This is a genomic window from Bacteroides sp. 1_1_14, assembly GCF_000162515.1.
Lineage (GTDB): Bacteria > Bacteroidota > Bacteroidia > Bacteroidales > Bacteroidaceae > Bacteroides > Bacteroides thetaiotaomicron.
Window position 1 is genome coordinate 41,860 of the sequence record NZ_GG774709.1, and the last position, 20,177, is coordinate 62,036.

The following is a 20,177-nucleotide window of genomic DNA, read 5'->3' on the forward strand; positions in this document are numbered from 1 at the left end:
AACAATTAATAAAAAGATGACTATTATTTTTCCTTCACCCATCTTCGGCCCTGTTCATTCCCGCCGCTTGGGTGTATCTTTGGGAATCAACTTATTGCCGGAAGACGGCAAAGTCTGCTCGTTCGACTGCATTTATTGTGAATGCGGCTTCAATGCCGACCATCGTCCGAAGAAGCATCTGCCCACTCGTGAAGAAGTGCGCATCGCCCTGGAAGAAAAGCTGAAAGATATGCAGAAGAACGGTCCCGCCCCTGATGTACTCACATTTGCCGGAAACGGTGAACCGACTGCCCACCCTCATTTTCCGGAAATCATAGAAGATACACTGGCACTTCGTGACCACTATTTCCCGAATGCAAAAGTAAGTGTATTGAGCAATTCTACCTTCATTGACCGTCCTGCAGTATTCGATGCATTGAACAAGATAGATAATAATATCCTGAAGCTGGATACGGTGAACGAAGAATACATTCATCTCCTGGATCGTCCCAACGGGAAATATTCCGTAAGGAAGATCATCGAAAAGATGAAAGAATTCAAAGGAAATTGTATTATTCAGACTATGTTTCTGAAAGGTAGTTACCTTGGGAAAGATATGAATAATACATCCGATGAGTTTGTGCTCCCGTGGCTGGAAGCAGTCAAGGAGATCGCTCCCAGTCAAGTGATGATCTATACGATTGACAGGGAGACTCCCGACCATGACCTGCAGAAAGCCACTCATGAAGAACTGGACCGGATTGTAGAATTGATAAAGCGAACGGGAATTCCGGCAACAGCGTCCTATTGATGGATAAGATATTGATTAGTAAATAGAATACCGAAAAACACTTTCAAAATATACTCAAATGAAGAATTGGAAATTTTTATTGCTATCAAGTATAGGGAGTTTGTCTTTAATATGTATTTCATGCGAAAAAGAAGAAGAAATAGAGTTCCCTATAACCTTATATGGAAGTGAAGTAGTGAAAGTTTCCAATATCAGAATGTTTACGAACAAAGAGGAAATTTATGATACGGATAAAATAATGCAATTTGCATATAGTTCTAATGTTGTTCTACCGGGTATTCCGGATAATATGGATATAAAGAATTCGTTGACACCTATTTGTTTTTGTTCGGAAGATAGTGTGAGATTTAAAGATGATCCATTTGTTTATGATGTAGAAAAGAATGGCAAACAGTTTTTATTTTCTTCTCGTCCAGGTTTTCTATTTGAAGGTGATGTTAATTCGATATGTTTTCGAATGATGAAATATCCTATGAAGTATGATCCGCCGCTTTCCATTCCGAAGGGGAGGTATTGGACAAAAGAAATACGTGTGGCCTATGGTTCTTATCAAGATATTGAATTATGCTATTTGTTGTACAAGATATCGGAATATACAGATTATTCTTATTCGCTAATGGGAGGCAAAGCTTTTAATGAATTCAATCCTGAAGTTATAAGTACGTTAGGAGTCAGGGATACATTGGCGATACAAGAATATCGGATTAGATTTAAAAAATAAGGTGACACGCTATTGACCTCCGCTTATCCCTATGGGATTTGTGAATAAATAATAATAAAACAGCTTCTGATTTAGGGTAACCCAAAGATGAAGTGTATTTATTACCAAACGAGTAATTTTACAATCTGACATTAACAGTCTTAATTTCTAATACCAAATAAATAAAAACATGAAAAAAGAAACCCCCATCTCTTTACGACATCTCAGGCGTATTACCGCCATTTTATTCTTATGTCCGATTTCCCTTTCTTCCATACAGGCATCCGCAGCATTGGATCAGAGTGACGTTTCTTCGGCATCCGTCCATCAGGAACAAACTTCGGGAATCCTTTGTGCAGAAAAAATAAACCCGACGACGGTTGATGTACTGTTTGCGAACCAGCAACGGATGACTATCGACTTTTACGGAGAGAATATTTTCCGTGTCTTTCAGGACAATTCCGGAGGCATTATCCGTGACCCCGAAGCGAAACCTGAAGCGCAGATACTTGTAGACCAGCCCCGACGCAAAGTTTCCGGACTGTCGGTGGATGAGAAAGAGGGTTATATAACCCTCACTACCGCCCAAGTACGGATTGAACTGAATAAGCAGACCGGACTGATGAAAGTCTTTAATCCGTTGACCGGCAAATGTGTGATCGAAGAAGTCGCTCCGGTGATATTCGGTCCTAAAGAAGTGACCGTAACCTTGAAGGAGAATCCCGAAGAATACTTCTACGGAGGCGGTGTGCAAAACGGACGTTTTTCTCATAAAGGCAAAGTCATTGCCATCGAAAATCAGAATAGCTGGACGGATGGCGGAGTGGCCTCCCCTGCCCCTTTCTACTGGTCTACCAATGGTTACGGAATGATGTGGTACACTTTCCGGAAAGGTGAATACGATTTTGGAGCAACAGAGAAAAACATAGTGAAACTGTCTCACAATTCTTCTTACCTTGATATTTTCTATATGGTCAACGACGGAGCCGTTTCCCTGTTGAATGATTTCTATCAGTTGACGGGAAACCCCGTTTTGTTGCCCAAATTCGGTTTTTACGAAGGGCATCTTAATGCCTACAATCGTGACTATTGGAAGGAAGACGAGAAAGGAATCCTCTTTGAAGACGGAAAGCGATATAAAGAAAGCCAGAAAGACAATGGCGGCATCAAAGAGTCTCTGAATGGCGAAAAGAATAATTACCAGTTCTCGGCACGTGCCGTTATCGACCGTTACAAGAATCATGATATGCCTCTCGGATGGTTACTTCCGAACGACGGTTACGGAGCCGGATACGGACAGACGGAAACACTGGACGGCAACATCGCCAATCTGAAAAGCCTGGGAGACTACGCCCGTAAGAACGGTGTGGAAATAGGACTCTGGACACAGTCGGACCTGCACCCGAAGGAGGGTGTAAGTGCCTTGTTGCAGCGTGATATCGTGAAAGAAGTCCGTGATGCCGGTGTGCGTGTACTCAAAACCGATGTGGCATGGGTAGGAGCCGGCTATTCCTTCGGATTGAACGGAGTGGCGGACGTAGGACATATTATGCCTTATTATGGCAATGATGCCCGTCCCTTTATCATTTCATTGGACGGATGGGCAGGCACACAGCGCTATGCCGGCATCTGGTCGGGCGACCAGACCGGAGGCGAATGGGAATATATCCGTTTTCATATCCCTACTTATATAGGTTCCGGTCTGTCCGGCCAGCCGAATATCTGCTCGGATATGGACGGAATCTTTGGTGGAAAGAATGCGGCAGTCAATATACGTGATTTCCAATGGAAAACATTTACCCCCATGCAGTTGAATATGGATGGCTGGGGCGCCAACGAAAAGTACCCCCATGCTTTAGGCGAACCAGCTACATCCATTAACCGCATGTATCTCAAACTGAAATCGGAACTGATGCCTTACACGTATAGCTTTGCCCGTGAAGCGGTCGATGGTATGCCTCTCATCCGTGCCATGTTCCTCGACTATCCGAATGAATATACATACGGAACGGCTACCCGCTACCAATATATGTATGGTACTGACTTTCTCGTAGCCCCTGTCTATCAGAATACGAAAGCTGATAAAGAGGGCAATGATATCCGCAATGGAATTTATCTGCCCGAAGGCACTTGGATAGACTATTTCAGCGGAGAGAAATACGAAGGCAACCGTATTCTCAGCAACTTCGATACTCCGGTCTGGAAGTTACCCGTATTTGTAAAAAACGGCGCTATTATTCCGATGACACAACCTAACAATAATGTCAGCGAAATAGACCCCTCACTTCGCATCTATGAATTTTATCCGAACCGCCATACTGCAACCGTAGAATATGACGACGACGGTGTGACGGAAGCCTACCGTCAGGAGAAATCGGTATCTACTCTGATCGAATCGAACGTAGACGCAAAGAACCGTGTGACTATCACCATTCATCCCACAGCCGGAAGTTTCGATGGTTTTGTAAAAAGATAAAAAGACGGAACTGCGCATCAACGTCACGGAGAAACCAAAGAAACTGACTGCAAGAATCAACAACAAGAAAGTAAAACTGACGGAAGTAAGCACGGCAGCGGAACTTCTGAATGGAGAAAACGTATTCTGGTACGAAGAAACCCCCAATCTGAATAAGTTTGCAACCAAAGGAAGTGAATTTGAGAAAGTGGTTATCACAAAGAATCCGCTGTTGCACATCAAACTGGGCAGCACCGACATCACCGCCAATCGTATCGAACTGGACGTGGAAGGTTTCCGTTTTGAGCCGGCCGACCGGAACTTGGTAAGCACCGGAACCCTGTCTGCACCGCAAAACGCTCAGGTAAGCGAGCAGAACAGAGAAGCATATACCCTGCAACCGACTTGGGACAAAGTACCCAATGCCGATTACTATGAGATTGAATTTGACGGAATGCTTTATACGACTATCCGGGATACTCACTTACTGTTTGAAGATCTGAAAGCGGATACTCCTTACGCATTCAAAGTGCGTGCAGTCAACAAAGACGGTGTTTCTGAATGGGCAGAGATTCAGGTGAAAACGAAGACTAATCCGCTGGAATTTGCTATTCGTGGCATTGAAGGCGAATCGACTGCCGCATCGCAGGGAGGATTCGGTGTAGACCGATTGTTTAATTTCTCCGAATCGGGAGATACATGGCACACGAAGTATAGCGTTAACTCCATACCATTAGATTTGGTTATCGACCTCAAAACAGTTAACCAACTGGATAAGTTCCATTATCTGCCCCGTGCGGATGCCGGTAACGGTACACTGCTGAAAGGAACAGTATCTTACAGTATGGACAAAGAAAACTGGATGGAAGCCGGAGCATTCGAATGGCAACGGAATGGTGATGTAAAAGTATTCACTTTCACAGAGCGTCCAAGTGCACGTTACATCAAACTGAACGTTACGGCAGGTGTAGGAAACTACGGTTCCGGTCGTGAGATCTACGTATTCAAAGTACCGGGAACGGCAAGTTACCTGCAAGGCGACATCAATAATGATGGCAAGATCGACCGCAATGACCTGACTTCTTATATGAACTATACCGGATTGCGTCGTGGCGACTCAGACTTTGAAGGTTATATCAGCAAAGGCGATATCAATATGAATGACTTGATAGATGCTTATGATATTTCTGTCGTAGCCACTCAGCTCGACAGCGGTGTCGACAGGGAAGCTACGGAGAAAGTATCCGGCTCTCTGTCTATCAGTACTCCGAAGAAGCAGTATCAAAAGGACGAAATCGTTGAAATCCGTGTGAAGGGTAATGATCTGCGGTCGGTTAATGCACTTAGCTTTGCTTTGCCTTATGATCAGAGCGACTATGAATTTGTAGGTGTGGAACCGCTGAATATGAAAGCAATGGAAAATCTGACTTATGACCGTCTGCATACAAATGGTGTGAAATCCCTCTATCCTACTTTCGTCAATATGGGAAAACAGGAGGCTTTGGAAGGTTCGGAAGAACTCTTTATTCTGAAATTGAAAGCGAAACGTAAAGTGAAGTTTGATCTGAATCTGAAAGACGGAATATTGGTTGATAAGCAACTGAGGATGCATTCATTCTAGAATGTATTTCGTGTAAATCATTGATATATAACAAAAGAGGATGCCTGTGGGGAACTGTTGGCATCCTCTTTGCTTTAAGAGCTATTTTATTTAGACGTTATAAATATACGTATAATAGATAGACTTTCAGATTAATTTTATACATTTACCAAGTACACAGGGAAGAAGGAAATAAAGCGATAAATCTCAAAGATAATTTTCACAAACAAATAATATAAAATAACAAAAGTATGAGTGATATAGAAAAACAACATAACTCTATCTTTGAACAGATAAGACGAATAGATGAGAACGGTAATGAATTTTGGTCAGCTAGGGATATGGCAAAAGTTTTAGAGTATTCAGAATATCGTCATTTTATTCCGGTGATTGAGAAGGCGAAAGAAGCTTGTCGCAATAGTGGCCAAAATTTTATGGATCATTTCGAGGATTACCTCGATATGATAGAAATAGGGAAAGGAGGAAAACGTCCGGTCGATTCAGTTAAGCTTTCTCGCTATGCTTGCTACTTAATTATTCAGAATGCAGATCCCAGTAAAGAAATTGTTGCCAATGGGCAAACTTATTTTGCTGTGCAGACCCGTATTGCAGAAATTAAGCAGATGGATGAATATAACTATCTTTCTACGGAAGATGAGAAGCGTTTATTCTTGCGTAATGAGTTAGCAAAGCATAATGCTCAGCTTGCTAGTGCTGCTAAAGATGCTGGTGTACTTGATTCCAAAGATTATGCAATCTTCCAAAATTATGGTTATAAAGGATTATATGGAGGATTGGATGCGAAAGCTATACATACACATAAAGGTTTAAAGAAAAGTCAAAAGATACTGGATCATATGGGAAGTACTGAATTAGCAGCCAACTTATTTCGTGCTACACAAACAGAAGATAAACTTCGCCGTGAGCAGATTCAAGGAAAACAGAAAGCTAATCAGACTCACTATCAAGTAGGAGCCAAAGTTCGCCAAACAATTAAATAATTAGGTGTACTATGCCAGAGGATTTACCCACAGTAGAAAGTATTAAAAGCATAGAGAAAAAAGAACAGAAAAAATTAAAGGATGATTAAATAATTAATAGGGTAGCTTTACTCGCTTTTTCTGCATGAATAAATGATTTCTGCGAAAAAAACAATCGGCCTCAAATGCGTTTCGTGTAAATCATTGATATATAACAAAAGAGGATGCCTGTGGGGAACTATTGGCATCCTCTTTGGGAGACAGACGGGAAGGATTACTTTCACAAGCAGTCCTTCAGTCTGCTACCTCCATATTTAATCTGGTTAGGGATTTCTTCATTTGAATACTCTTTTTATGAAGTGAGAATCATTCTATTAGATAGTAATCTTTATTCTATTGTACGTAAACTGATTAGTTCCAGCCATTTATTCATACTCAGGTCAATGCCTCCTTTCTCTAAATAGTAAATGGCTTTTTTATAATGTGGGTTATCTTGCTCTCCAAATAAATTGTTACTTAATTCTCCAAGATTGTAATAAAGGCGTGCCATCTGCATATAGTCCAGCATGGTGTAGTTTTCATCGACGGCTCCGTCGGCCAAACGGTTCAACAGTTCATAAGCAATTCCTTTTTCTTCTTCCGATAATTCGGAGAGTGGAGAGTGAAGGAGTTTAGTAGATTGCATTAACTGAATAATGTCTTTTTTAAAATCTGATTGCATGTTTTGTTATGTTGCCGCATCAGTTTCCTGTTGGTGCGCGGTTTATAAAAGAAGAGGACGTGGAAACTATCTACTTATGCCATATATAGGTATCGGCTAGACCCCTCCACGACAAAAGTGATAGTCCCACGCCCAATTGGTATATAACAAAGTATATATACGATTGTGCGCGAGACCCGTCACTCATTGTCACTCGTGGATAAAATTAGCCGATTTTATATATGAATGCAATAAATAACCGTTCTCAATACAAAATTTAAAAGCCTCTTTCTACGCATGAAAGTAAGCATGAGACAAAAGTAGCGATAATTATTTGTTTTACAAATAATTTTGTTTTATAATTTCGTTGATAATAATAAAGTAAATACTAGCCTGCAGATCACTTCCTTTACTAAGACTTAATACTGTGTATGCAAAGAACTAGTACTCGTTATACTTGAGCCTATTCGTCTGACAGTTGTTGAACTTTCGTCTGACAGTTGTTAGACGAAAAAACAACAGTAGTCAGACGAAAGTTCAACAACTGTTAGACGAATAGTTTTATGCATAACTTGGAGATAGATTTATTAAAGATAAGAGGCAGATATGTGTTAATCAGTATTAGTCTATTCTTGTACTGTTTAGCTCATTACACGCAGGAAATGATTCAAAGCTGTGCAGGAATGAATGAAATATAGTGTATTGAAAAAGGACTATTATTCAATATACAGGAGCTATATGCCCAATATATTGGATATATAGCTCCTGCGCGTTGGATATATAGCTCCTGTACGCAGGACATATATACCCTGCACACAGGCTAATCAGCTCTTACTTTACATCATCCCATGTATCCGTCCGGAACGGGAAAGCAGCGATCCCCAATGTATTGCGTAAAGTGATGTTTCCTACATAATTGCGGAAAGCATACCGTACGGCTACCGGTTGGGCGACCTGATCACTCCATACTTCCACATTTCTTGTGCGACCTGCAATCCGTGCTTTTGCCGGATAGAACTTCTTGTCGGCTCCTGCAATCTCGAAACCTTCCAATTCACAGTTGCCCGGTGCCAGTCCGGAAGGAGCATTGTCGAGCGTGACGATCGCTTTGTTCTTGGAATATTCCACCTTTGTCATCATTGGTCCGGTAGATGGAAATTTATGGAGACCGTATGTTTTAGTCAGTGCGAGATTGGCCAGCCGGAGTCCTACTACATTTTTCTGAGGAGGATGAATGCAGAACTCGTCGCCGACATCTATCGTAGGAATCATTCCGGAGTTGGGGATTGTCTGTAATGCTTTCATTTGTGCTTCCTGCAATAAGGCGGAATTTATATTCCGGCTGTTTCCATATTTGTGCGGAGCAATCTGGACATAATAAAAAGGCATATCCGGTGCTTCCCATACATTTCTCCAAAGCTGGACCATTGCGGTCATCATCGGAGCATAGATCTGATAGTTGAATAGATTCGACTCTCCCTGATACCATAGAAATCCGCGTGCCGTAAAGTTTTTCACAGGCAGTAACATGATATTATACAGACATTGCAGCCGGCTGTTCGTATCTAACTTTGGATTTTTGGCGGCCTCTATATTTGCGCCTTCCACGGAGGCGAGCGTTTCTTCTGTCATCCATGCCTCGATTCGTGAACCTCCCCAACTGTTGATGACCAGTCCTACGGGGAGATGAAGCGTTTCCGTCAGTTGTCGGGCAAAGAAGTAACCTGCGGCACTGCAATCCATAGTGGTTTCGGGCGAAGAAACTTCCCATTTCGCTCCTTCAAAGTCTGTCCGTTCTTTCACTCCTTTGGTTCGGGGGACAGTGATAAAACGGATACGGTTGCGGTAGTTGCCTGCGTTCAGAAGAGTTTCCAGCGAATGGTCGATGGGTTGTCCCATGTTTCCTTTCATGGTCATTTCCATGTTAGACTGACCGGAGCATATCCATACTTCTCCTATTAATATATCCGATAGCGTGACCCGGGTTCCGTCACTGATGGTAATAGAATAAGGAGTAAAACTTCCGGCAGGAGTATCCACTTTGACCAGCCATGCTCCCTCATCGTCCGTCGATACCTTATAAGTACGGTTATTCCAAGAGGTGGTGACAGTCACCTTTTTGCCGTCTGCCCATCCCCACAGCTTAACGGAACTGTTTTGTTGGAGTACCATATGATCTCCCATCATGGCAGGGAGCTTCACTTTGCCTTGTGCAAGCGAGAAAAATAAAAGAGAGATTGTAAAAATCAGAAAATGTTTTTTCATACTATTGTTTTATTAATTAGGATTTGACAAATACTTCACTTAGGTCTAGGGCAAAATTACAACCTAATTTGAATATGGAATAATACTATTTAGTCATTCTCTGACAGATTTTGGTCGATTTACTCTAACTTAGCTTCTATTCCAATGATTCATTTCCTTTCCGAGGTACTTGCAGGGGAAAGAAGTTTTGAATATATTTGTATTAAGACGCTTTACAGAATATGTTTTTGATGAGACAATAACTGAATAATAATATGAATTTGTTAATACTATGAGTAAATTATCAGAGAATAACACATCCAGACTTGCTTCTTTGGATATTCTTCGGGGTTTTGATCTATTTCTTCTTGTCTTCTTTCAGCCGGTGTTTGCGGCATTGGCACGACAGTTGAACTTGCCGTTTCTCAATGATATCCTTTATCAGTTTGATCATGAAGTGTGGGAGGGATTCCGTTTCTGGGATCTTGTGATGCCGTTGTTCCTGTTTATGACAGGCGCTTCGATGCCGTTTTCACTGTCAAAGTACGTCGGTATGTCCGGCAGTTACTGGCCCGTCTATCGGAGGATTCTGAGGCGGGTGTTTCTGCTGTTTATTTTCGGAATGATTGTTCAGGGAAATCTGCTTGGACTGGACAGCAGTCATATTTATCTCTATTCAAATACTTTGCAGTCTATTGCTGTCGGCTATTTTATTGCGGCAGTCATTCAGTTACATTTTTCATTCAGGTGGCAGATAGGAATCACTTTATTGTTGCTTTTCATATACTGGATTCCCATGACATTTTTGGGTGACTTCACACCGGCTGGAAATTTTGCCGAACAGGTGGACAGATGTGTCTTAGGTCGTTTCAGAGATGGTGTTTTCTGGAATGAGGACGGAACGTGGAGCTTTTCACCTTATTACAATTACACATGGATATGGAGCAGTCTGACATTCGGAGTGACTGTCATGCTCGGAGCTTTTGCCGGAAAGATTATGAAAGAAGGGAAAGCGAACCGTAAAAAGGTGGTACAGACTCTGTCGGTCATTGGTGTGCTTTTAGTAGGGCTGGCGATGCTTTGGAGTTTGCAGATGCCCATCATTAAGCGTTTGTGGACAGGTAGTATGACATTACTATCCGGTGGTTATTGCTTTCTGTTGATGGCATTATTTTATTATTGGATTGACTATAAAGGACACAGCCGCGGGTTGAACTGGCTGAAAGTGTATGGTATGAATTCCATCACGGCTTATCTGTTGGGAGAAGTGGTGAACTTCCGTTGCATTGCTGATTCAGTCAGTTACGGACTGAAACAATACATGGGAGATTATTATCCCGTATGGCTTACTTTTGCTAACTATCTTATTCTTTTCTTCCTGTTGAGAATGATGTATAAACGTGGCTTGTTTTTAAAAGTTTAGTGGAGTGGTAATCCCTCTCTTAAAATAAAAAGAGCCATTTTATCTCCTGCTTTTCGGGATTAAAAATGGCTCTTTCTTTATGTTGGAATCTCTTTATTTCATGACTTCTTCCGCTCTGTCCAGCGCTACCTTGAAGTTCGGGCAGATATTTTCTTTTCCCAGCAATTCATAGAATCCGGATTTCTCCAACACCTTATATACTTTCTCATTGACTCCGGAAAGAATGACGGTGATCTTTTCTTTCTGCGACATTTCGCAAAGTGTAGTCAGATTATGAATACCTGTGGAGTCGATGAACGGAACTTTACGCATACGGATGATGCGTACATTCGGACGGTCTCCCAGTTGCGCCATCGTTTCTTCGAACTTCGTAGCGATACCGAAGAAGTAAGGGCCGTTGATCTCATATACTTCCACTCCTTTAGGGATCATGATGTTTTCTTCATTGACGGCGATATCCGATTCTTTATTCGGGTCGATCTCATCCGTAATGACGGAGATTTCAGTAGTTTCCATGACACGTTTCATGAAGAGTACGCAGGCGATGATCAGTCCTACTTCGATGGCAACTGTCAAGTCGAAGATAACAGTCAGGAAGAAAGTGATCAGCAGTACGGTGACATCGGACTTCGGATTCTTCAGTAAAGCCTTGAAGACGCGCCAGCCGCTCATATTATAAGATACGATGACCAGTACTCCGGCAAGGCAAGCCATCGGAATATACTGTGCAAGGGGCATCAGGAAAAGAAGAATCAGAAGAAGGATAATCGCATGGATAACACCTGCAATCGGTGTCTTACCTCCATTGTTGATATTCGTCATCGTACGGGCAATAGCTCCGGTAGCGGGGATACCTCCGAACAATGGCGCTACGATATTTGCCGCACCCTGTGCGATTAATTCCGTGTTGGAATCATGACGGTCGCCTATCACACCATCGGCTACGGTGGCAGACAAGAGTGATTCGATAGCTCCCAGCACTGCAATAGTGATAGCTACCGGAAACAGATTTTTGATAGCTTCCCAATCCAGAGCCGGTACAACGGCATCCGGCAATTCTGACTTAATGGTGAAACGGTCACCGATGGTCGGAATGCAATCTATTCCGCCATAAGTTTTCATCAGATAGACGGCCACTGTCACTACAATAATAGCAATCAGCGATCCGGGAATTTTTTTAGAAAACCGGGGAGTGATTGCAATGATAATGATGCTGACAATACTTACGATGGTATTCCACCAATTCACGGTATCGAAATGACGGAAATAAATCATCCATTTCCCGACAAAGTCCCCCGGTACCTTTTCACCTCCGAAGGACAGTCCGAAGATATCGGCAATCTGCGTAGTAAAAATGGTAACGGCAATACCGCTGGTGAAACCGACGATAATGGGATACGGAATAAACTTGATAACGGCTCCGAGCTTGAACACTCCTAATAATATAAGGAGAACACCTGCCATAAGCGTCGCCACAATCAGTCCGGCTTCGCCATATTGCTGGATGATGCCGTAGATGATCACAATGAAAGCTCCTGTCGGTCCGCCGATCTGGACTTTGCTTCCTCCCAGCAGAGAGATGATGAATCCGGCAATAATAGCGGTGATAATACCTTTCTCGGGCGATACTCCCGAAGCAATACCGAAGGCGATGGCCAGTGGAAGTGCTACGATACCGACAATGACGCCTGCCATCAGGTCCGCCATAAACGTTTCTTTCGAATAATTCTTTAAACAAGAAACCAATTTGGGTTTAAATTCAAATAACTTCATTTCTGTGAATTATTATATATAATTTGCTCTTTTGCAAAGTAGAGGTTGCAAAATTACGCAAAATAATCGAGATAAGTATGTTTAGCAACATGCTATTTGATTGTTGATAGGTTTTATCTATGAATCGATAGTTTTTATTCATTAAGAAAAGGGAGCTTATTACGAACAAATCGCTTATATTTGCGTTATAAATAGTACGACAAGTTACGTTTGGTAATAACCAATTTTAAAATAGATTAGAATTATGACTAAAAGCATTAAAGGAACCCAGACAGAGAAGAATCTGCTGACTTCATTTGCAGGAGAATCACAGGCAAGAATGCGTTACACTTATTTTGCAAGTGTTGCAAAGAAGGAAGGTTACGAACAAATTTCAGCAATCTTCACAGAAACAGCTGATCAGGAAAAGGAACACGCTAAACGTATGTTCAAGTTCCTGGAAGGTGGTATGGTAGAAATTACTGCCAGCTATCCGGCCGGTGTGATCGGTAATACACTCGAAAATCTTCGCGCTGCCGCTGCCGGCGAACATGAAGAATGGTCACTGGATTATCCTCATTTCGCTGATGTGGCAGAACAGGAAGGTTTCCCGATGATTGCCGCTATGTACCGCAATATCTCAATCGCCGAGAAAGGCCACGAAGAAAGATACTTGGCTTTCATGAACAACATCGAAAATATGACCGTATTCGCTAAAGAAGGCGAAGTGGTATGGCAATGCCGTAACTGCGGTTATATCGAAATCGGTAAGGAAGCTCCCGAAGTTTGCCCGGCATGTTTGCATCCGCAGGCTTATTTCGAGGTGAAGAAAGAAAACTATTAATAAGAGGTGTTTATTAGATAATAAAAATGGCGCTTGCAATCATATGCAAGCGCCATTTTATTAAGACATATTTTTATCTGAACTTATCGTCTCTGTAGATCGTTACAGTCCTTTCTTTCGTAGAGTCATTTTTGATACTGGTCACATCTCCTTTTGTTGTAAAGTACACATAGTTTCCCATATCCATAAAACGATAGACTTTGACTCCGTCATGCTCGAACAAATAGCTGACTTCGTAAGTTCGGTTGTTTTCCGATTTGCCTTGCTTCAATGGGATCCCTGTATAGCAGGAACTTACACCTGCCATAACGAATAAAAGAATAAATAGTCTAGTTAATGTTTTCATGATTATTTTTTAGCATGTGGATAATCAATCGTATAATGCAATCCGCGGCTTTCTTTGCGTTCCATCGCCTGACGCATAATCAGATATCCTACGTTGACCATATTACGCAATTCGCAAATCTCTCTGGAGGCTACGCTGCGTTTGAACAGGCTTTCAGTTTCTTCGTAAATGATATCCAGTCGGTCCCAGGCACGTTTCAGGCGAAGGTCACTGCGGACAATACCTACATAAGTACTCATAATCTGGTTGACTTCCTTCATGCTTTGCGTGATCAGTACCATCTCTTCCGGTGAACGGGTTCCCTCGTCGTTCCATTCGGGGATAGCTTCGTTGTAGGCATACTGGTCTACAACTCTCAGGCTATGCTTGGCGGCAGCGTCGGCATATACGACAGCTTCGATCAGTGAGTTGGAAGCCAGACGGTTACCACCGTGGAGACCGGTGCAGGAGCACTCTCCCACTGCGTAGAGGCGTTCGATAGAAGACTGTCCGTTCAGGTCTACAAGGATACCGCCGCAAAGATAGTGGGCTGCCGGAGCTACCGGAATGTAATCTTTGGTGATGTCGATGCCCAAGCTGAGGCATTTCTCGTAAATATTGGGAAAGTGCTTCTTTGTCTCTTCCGGGTCTTTGTGGGTGACGTCAAGATAAACATGGTCATCACCCCGATTTTTCATTTCGTTGTCAATAGCACGGGCTACGATATCGCGCGGAGCGAGTGAAAGACGGGGATCGTATTTTTGCATGAACTCCTTGCCGTCCATTGTGCGGAGTACGCCACCGTAGCCACGCATCGCTTCCGTAATCAGGAACGAAGGGCGGTCGCCCGGATGGTACAGGGCGGTGGGGTGGAATTGCACAAACTCCATATCCTTCACTGTACCTTTGGCACGATAGACCATGGCGATACCGTCTCCGGTAGCGACTAGCGGATTGGTGGTCGTTTTATAAACAGCTCCTACTCCACCGGTGGCCATAAGAGTCACTTTGGCGAGGTAGGTATCTACTTTTCCGGTTTTCGGGTCGAGGATGTAGGCACCGTAGCATTTGATGTCCGGTGTCTGGCGGGTAACAGTTACTCCCAGATGATGTTGGGTCAGTATTTCAACGGCAAACTGGTTTTCGATCACCTCGATGTTCGGATGCCTTTGCACGGCTTTGATCAGGCTGTCCTGAATCTCTGCTCCCGTATTATCTTTATGGTGAAGAATGCGGAACTCGGAGTGTCCTCCCTCGCGGTGCAAGTCAAATTCGCCTTTCTCGTTTTTGTCGAAGTCCACGCCCCATTTGATCAGTTCTTCAATTTGCGCAGGCGCTTCGCGCACTACTTTTTCTACTGCGCTACGGTCACTGATCCAGTCGCCGGCAATCATCGTGTCTTCAATGTGTTTGTCGAAATTATCCACCAGCAGGTTGGTGACGGACGCCACTCCTCCTTGTGCGAAGTACGTATTGGCTTCTTCCAGCCCGCTTTTACAGATAAGAGCAACTTTACCTTTGTGCGCCACTTTGAGCGCAAAACTCATACCGGCAATTCCGGAGCCGATAACGAGGAAATCGAATTTTCTTACCATAATTTTGTTTATTTCTCACCGCAAAGCTACAAAATAAGTCACTTCGTTGTTCTTTTCGTTGTCACTAATTCATAAATTTGCTACCTTGCACGCAAAAATCTGACAAAATGAATCGAATTTTTCATGCCCGCATCGCCTGGTACCAGTATTTTCTGCTGGTGGTGCTTACTGTAAATGCCGTGGGCGCTTTGTGGTGTAAATATATCTTGCCGGCAGTGTTACTAATGCTCCTGCTTATTGTAGTCATCGAACAGATTATTCATACGGTTTACACTGTATCTACCGATGGAGTTCTGGAGATATCCACCGGACGTTTTATGCGTAAAAAAGTAATTCCTATTGCCGAAATCACAGCTATCCGGAAGTATCATTCCATGAAATTCGGAAAGTTTTCGGTGACGAATTATGTCTTGATAGAGTATGGAAACGGAAAGTTTGCTTCGGTGATGCCTGTCAAGGAACGTGAATTTGTGGAGTTGATTAAAAAGAGAATGGAACAATAAATTTTATACCTATGAAATACCAAGTCATTATCATCGGTGGTGGTCCCGCAGGATATACAGCCGCCGAAGCTGCCGGCAAAGCCGGTTTGAGCGTACTCCTTATCGAGAAGAATAATTTGGGAGGTGTCTGCCTGAATGAAGGATGCATCCCGACGAAAACGCTGTTGTATTCGGCAAAGACTTACGACAGTGCACGTCATGCCTCGAAATATGCGGTGAATGTCTCCGAAGTCTCTTTTGACTTGCCGAAGATCATTGCCCGTAAAAGTAAAGTGGTGCGCAAACTGGTATTGGGTGTAAAGGCAAAGTTGATCTCCAATAATGTCGCGATGGTGACGGGAGAGGCGCAGATCATAGATAAAAATACAGTTCGCTGTGGCGAAGAGACATACAATGCGGAAAATCTGATCCTTTGTACAGGATCCGAGACCTTTATCCCTCCTATTCCCGGTGTGGAAACGGTGAATTACTGGACACATCGGGATGCGCTGGACAGTAAGGAACTGCCTGCCTCCCTTGCCATTGTGGGCGGTGGAGTGATCGGTATGGAGTTTGCGTCATTCTTTAATAGTCTCGGTGTGCAGATAACGGTGATTGAGATGATGGATGAGATTTTGGGAGGAATGGATAAGGAACTGTCTGCATTGCTTCGTGCCGAATATGCGAAGCGGGGCATTAAATTCCTGCTCAGCACTAAAGTTGTCGCTTTATCACAGACGGAAGAGGGTGCGGTTGTTTCATACGAGAATGCAGAAGGAAAGGGCAGTGTTACAGCAGAAAAACTATTGATGAGCGTTGGACGCCGACCTGTGACGAAAGGTTTCGGACTCGAAAATCTGAATCTGGATAAAACCGGGCGTGGCGCTATCAAGGTCAATGAGAAGATGCAGACTTCGCTGTCCGGCGTTTATGTCTGCGGTGATCTGACAGGCTTTTCTTTGTTGGCTCATACGGCTGTCCGTGAGGCCGAGGTTGCCGTACATTCTATTTTGGGTAAGGAAGATGCTATGAGTTACCGGGCTATCCCCGGCGTTGTTTATACGAATCCGGAGATTGCAGGAGTCGGAGAAACGGAAGAATCGGCCTCAGCAAAAGGAATTACTTATAAGGTGGTGAAACTTCCGATGGCTTATTCCGGTCGTTTTGTGGCGGAGAATGAAGGCGTGAACGGGGTCTGCAAAGTACTGCTGGATGAACAGGAACGGATAATCGGAGCACACGTGCTGGGCAATCCTGCTTCGGAAATCATCACTCTTGCCGGTACTGCCATTGAGCTTGGATTGACTGCCGCCGCATGGAAGAAGATTGTTTTCCCTCATCCTACGGTAGGAGAGATTTTCCGGGAAGCATTATAAGATTGAGCATAAGCGGATAGCCGTGATATTCGAGATACGGAAGAAGCTGAAGTAGCATGAAAGTTAATGTAGGTTAATGTGGAAGGTTGATGAAGAAGTATTTGTTGTTTTTGGTTTTATCAGTTGCCCTGTTGCCCGCATCCGTATGGGGACAGGCAAATCTTTCTCAGATTGATTCACTAATCAAAAGAATGCTTCCCGAAGCATCCGAAGTCGGCATATCCGTGTATGACCTGACAGCGAAGAAGTCATTATATACTTATCGTGATACGAAACTCTCCCGCCCGGCTTCTACCATGAAGCTGCTCACGGCTATTACAGCCCTCTCCCGTCCCGATGCGGACAATCCTTTCCGTACGGAAGTATGGCACGACGGGGTGATAGAGCATGATACGCTGCAAGGCAACTTATACGTTGTCGGTGGGTTTGATCCGGAATTTGACAGTTTGATGATGGATTCATTGATCGAAGAAGTAATCACCTTCCCTTTTTCGGTGATCAACGGACAGGTGTATGGCGATGTTTCGATGAAAGATTCCCTTTATTGGGGGCACGGATGGGCATGGGATGATACTCCGGAGGCTTATCAGCCTTATATGTCTCCGTTGATGTTTTGTAAGGGTGCTGTGGAGGTGACGGTGGTTCCCGGCTCTCTGCAAGGAGATACGGCAAGCGTTTCCTGTAAGCCTGTGTCTTCTTATTATACCTTGACGAACCGGACAAAGACACGTACTCCTTCTGCCGGAAAGTATTCGTTATCAAGAGATTGGTTGACCAATGGGAATAATCTGATCGTGACAGGCAATGTTCCTACGTTTAGAAAGGATTTGATAAACATCTATGATTCAGGGAGTTTCTTTATGCATACTTTTTTGGAACGCCTCCGTGCGAAAGGAATCGTGGTTCCCGAATCGTACGGTTTTACTGAATTACCGTCCGATGGAGCAGAGCAGATGGCTCGCTGGGAGACTCCGGTGCAGAAGGTCTTGAATCAGTTGATGAAGGAAAGTGATAATCTGAATGCGGAAGCAATGCTTTGCCAGATTGCGTCACAAGCTACAGGGAAGAAGCGTGTGACGGCAGAAGATGGTATTGTTGAGATTATGAAACTGGTTCGTAACCTCGGGCACGATCCGAAAGACTATAAGATCGCGGATGGTTGCGGATTGTCTAATTATAATTACCTGTCTCCTGCCCTGTTGGTCGATTTTCTGAAATATGCCTATTCACAATCCGATGTTTTTCAGAAATTGTATAAGTCGCTTCCTGTTGCCGGAATAGACGGAACGCTGAAAAACAGAATGAAGAATACTTCCGCATTCAGAAATGTCCATGCAAAGACCGGTTCGTTTACAGCTATCAATGCCCTTGCCGGTTATCTGAAGATGAAGAATGGACATGAAGTGGCTTTTGCCATTATGAATCAGAATGTGCTTTCGGCAGCCAGGGCGAGGGCGTTTCAGGATAAGGTTTGTGAGGTGATTATCGGACTTTGAATGGAGTGATGAATAGATTATTGGACGGGACGTTGAACCCGTTGTGGATGCAAATAGTAAACACCTGCAAAAAAAAGTACTCTTTTATTTGAACGTTTGCTTTGCTTGCGTGTATGCTTTGTCAGAACGGTTCTAATTAAGCAATGTTGAATTTAATAAAAGAGTGAATAATGAAAACGATCAAATATCTGTTGATTATCCTGTTTTGTTCTTGTGCTACACTGTTGTATTCGCAAGTTGAATCTACTTATTATGATGCTGAGTTGTCTTCCGACTCTATTGAAATGGTTGCAAATTCCTTGCGTGAGCAGATAGACCAATGGAAACAGAAAGTAAAGGAAAACCCTAAAGACGAAAAAGCATGGATGCAGTATGCAGGGAAACTCCAGTCACTAAAAGGAATATCCTTATTGCTTTCGATGAAACCATCTGCTACACTTGCTGTTGGGGCAGATATACAGAAAGAGTTTGATGAAATGATGGCAGAAATGAAGCAAAGCATCCCTAATACCGCTACGTATGAAGTTATGCGGAATATGAACATTAAGCCGGGTGAAAAGAGAATGCCAATCGAAGAAATTATAGACAAATGGCCTGATGCTATTTTGCATTATCCTACTTACATGTCTATGTCATTAAGAGATGAGAAGCGGCTCAAAGATATATGTGTACGTTGGTATCAATCCGGTGAATTTCCTGCGCAGATACTCAATTTTGCCTATAACGAGCTGGCTTCGGCAGATAAGGATGCTATCATCTTTATGGGTGGAAGCCTTGACTTATACGGTGCCAGAATGCTTCAGAATGCGAAAGATATGTTTAATGATAAGAAGATTATTGTGTATCCTTTCTTGTCTAGCTTTACGTATATGGATAAACTGACCGAAGAACTGGGAATCCCTAAATATAAAGAAGAAAATAATGATACGACTGGATTTATCTCCCCTACAGATTTTATGAAAACGTATTCCAAGAAAATCAAGAGACAGGTAGATTACATTATCCGGCATACAAACCGTCCCGTATATTTTTCTATTACGATGGATGAACTTTCCAGAAGTGTGTTTAAGGATTGCCTGCACTCCGAGGGATTATTGATGAAATATTCTCCTAAATCTTATGATAATCTGGCGATCGTGCGGCGGAATTTTGAGAATGTATATTTGATGGATTACCTGCGTGAGACTTTTTATCCGGAGACAGTGGCGACTGTAGCTTTTAATCCCCAATTGACGGAAGCATTGAGTCTTTATTATGTACCTGCTTTGAAAGCTCTGTTACAGTTTTACAAAGAATCAGGAGACTTGAATCATTATGACAAACTATACTTGTTACTGAAATCTGTCATTGACAATGCAAAATCTTTTAGTAAGGAGGTGCGGGAGCAATATCAGAAAAGCATCAATCTTCAATAA

14 protein-coding genes and 1 pseudogene are annotated in these 20,177 nt (G+C 43.1%); 10 read left to right on the forward strand and 5 right to left on the reverse strand.

Going from position 1 to position 20,177, the window contains the following annotated elements; genetic code table 11:
- The first annotated feature begins 16 nt into the window (after positions 1 to 16).
- The 4 genes and pseudogenes from HMPREF9007_RS06500 to dinD all read left to right on the forward strand — a co-directional run bounded on the left by HMPREF9007_RS06500 (position 17) and on the right by dinD (position 6,546).
- On the forward strand, positions 17 to 790 hold the full coding sequence (locus tag HMPREF9007_RS06500) for a radical SAM protein (RefSeq protein ID WP_008762787.1): 774 nt from the start codon (positions 17 to 19) through the stop codon (positions 788 to 790).
- Between the two features lie 58 nt (positions 791 to 848).
- Complete coding sequence (locus HMPREF9007_RS06495; RefSeq protein ID WP_008762788.1) at positions 849 to 1,511, forward strand: hypothetical protein; 663 nt, start codon at positions 849 to 851, stop codon at positions 1,509 to 1,511.
- Positions 1,512 to 1,680: 169 nt separating this feature from the next.
- Positions 1,681 to 5,566, forward strand: a pseudogene (locus HMPREF9007_RS06490) (TIM-barrel domain-containing protein).
- 230 nt (positions 5,567 to 5,796) lie between these two features.
- Complete coding sequence (gene dinD, locus HMPREF9007_RS06485) at positions 5,797 to 6,546, forward strand: DNA damage-inducible protein D (RefSeq protein WP_008762789.1); 750 nt, start codon at positions 5,797 to 5,799, stop codon at positions 6,544 to 6,546.
- A gap of 367 nt (positions 6,547 to 6,913) precedes the next feature.
- Here dinD and HMPREF9007_RS06480 read toward each other — a convergent pair whose 3' ends face one another.
- On the reverse strand, positions 6,914 to 7,246 hold the full coding sequence (locus HMPREF9007_RS06480) for a hypothetical protein (RefSeq protein ID WP_008762790.1): 333 nt from the start codon (positions 7,244 to 7,246) through the stop codon (positions 6,914 to 6,916).
- 810 nt (positions 7,247 to 8,056) lie between these two features.
- Positions 8,057 to 9,490, reverse strand: a complete 1,434-nt coding sequence (locus HMPREF9007_RS06475; protein ID WP_008762791.1) for a sialate O-acetylesterase — start codon at positions 9,488 to 9,490, stop codon at positions 8,057 to 8,059.
- 271 nt (positions 9,491 to 9,761) lie between these two features.
- Here HMPREF9007_RS06475 and HMPREF9007_RS06470 point away from each other — a divergent pair, with 271 nt between their 5' ends.
- The gene (locus HMPREF9007_RS06470) at positions 9,762 to 10,892 is read left to right on the forward strand and encodes a DUF5009 domain-containing protein (protein WP_008762792.1); all 1,131 of its coding nucleotides are present in this window, start codon (positions 9,762 to 9,764) and stop codon (positions 10,890 to 10,892) included.
- 93 nt (positions 10,893 to 10,985) lie between these two features.
- Here the strand turns inward: HMPREF9007_RS06470 and sulP are convergent, their stop codons facing one another.
- On the reverse strand, positions 10,986 to 12,665 hold the full coding sequence (gene sulP, locus HMPREF9007_RS06465) for a sulfate permease (RefSeq protein ID WP_008762793.1): 1,680 nt from the start codon (positions 12,663 to 12,665) through the stop codon (positions 10,986 to 10,988).
- A 244-nt stretch (positions 12,666 to 12,909) separates the two neighbouring features.
- Here sulP and rbr point away from each other — a divergent pair, with 244 nt between their 5' ends.
- Positions 12,910 to 13,488, forward strand: coding sequence for a rubrerythrin (gene rbr, locus HMPREF9007_RS06460; protein WP_008762794.1), 579 nt, complete (start codon positions 12,910 to 12,912; stop codon positions 13,486 to 13,488).
- Between the two features lie 73 nt (positions 13,489 to 13,561).
- Here the strand turns inward: rbr and HMPREF9007_RS06455 are convergent, their stop codons facing one another.
- Positions 13,562 to 13,834 (reverse strand): DUF4884 domain-containing protein, encoded by a 273-nt coding sequence (locus tag HMPREF9007_RS06455; protein WP_008762795.1) that lies wholly within the window; start codon positions 13,832 to 13,834, stop codon positions 13,562 to 13,564.
- A gap of 2 nt (positions 13,835 to 13,836) precedes the next feature.
- Entirely contained in the window at positions 13,837 to 15,408 is a 1,572-nt protein-coding gene (gene nadB / locus HMPREF9007_RS06450; RefSeq protein WP_008762796.1) for an L-aspartate oxidase, read from the reverse strand.
- Between the two features lie 107 nt (positions 15,409 to 15,515).
- On the opposite strand from nadB, the gene HMPREF9007_RS06445 reads away from it, so the two are divergent.
- From HMPREF9007_RS06445 to HMPREF9007_RS06430, 4 genes are all read left to right on the forward strand, one after another.
- Positions 15,516 to 15,911 (forward strand): PH domain-containing protein, encoded by a 396-nt coding sequence (locus HMPREF9007_RS06445; protein WP_008762797.1) that lies wholly within the window; start codon positions 15,516 to 15,518, stop codon positions 15,909 to 15,911.
- A gap of 11 nt (positions 15,912 to 15,922) precedes the next feature.
- Positions 15,923 to 17,266, forward strand: a complete 1,344-nt coding sequence (lpdA, locus tag HMPREF9007_RS06440; protein WP_008762798.1) for a dihydrolipoyl dehydrogenase — start codon at positions 15,923 to 15,925, stop codon at positions 17,264 to 17,266.
- Between the two features lie 89 nt (positions 17,267 to 17,355).
- Positions 17,356 to 18,762, forward strand: a complete 1,407-nt coding sequence (dacB, locus tag HMPREF9007_RS06435) for a D-alanyl-D-alanine carboxypeptidase/D-alanyl-D-alanine-endopeptidase (protein WP_008762799.1) — start codon at positions 17,356 to 17,358, stop codon at positions 18,760 to 18,762.
- A 170-nt stretch (positions 18,763 to 18,932) separates the two neighbouring features.
- Positions 18,933 to 20,177 carry a hypothetical protein gene (locus HMPREF9007_RS06430; protein ID WP_008762800.1) on the forward strand — a complete coding sequence of 415 codons (1,245 nt, stop codon included), beginning with the start codon at positions 18,933 to 18,935 and terminating at the stop codon, positions 20,175 to 20,177.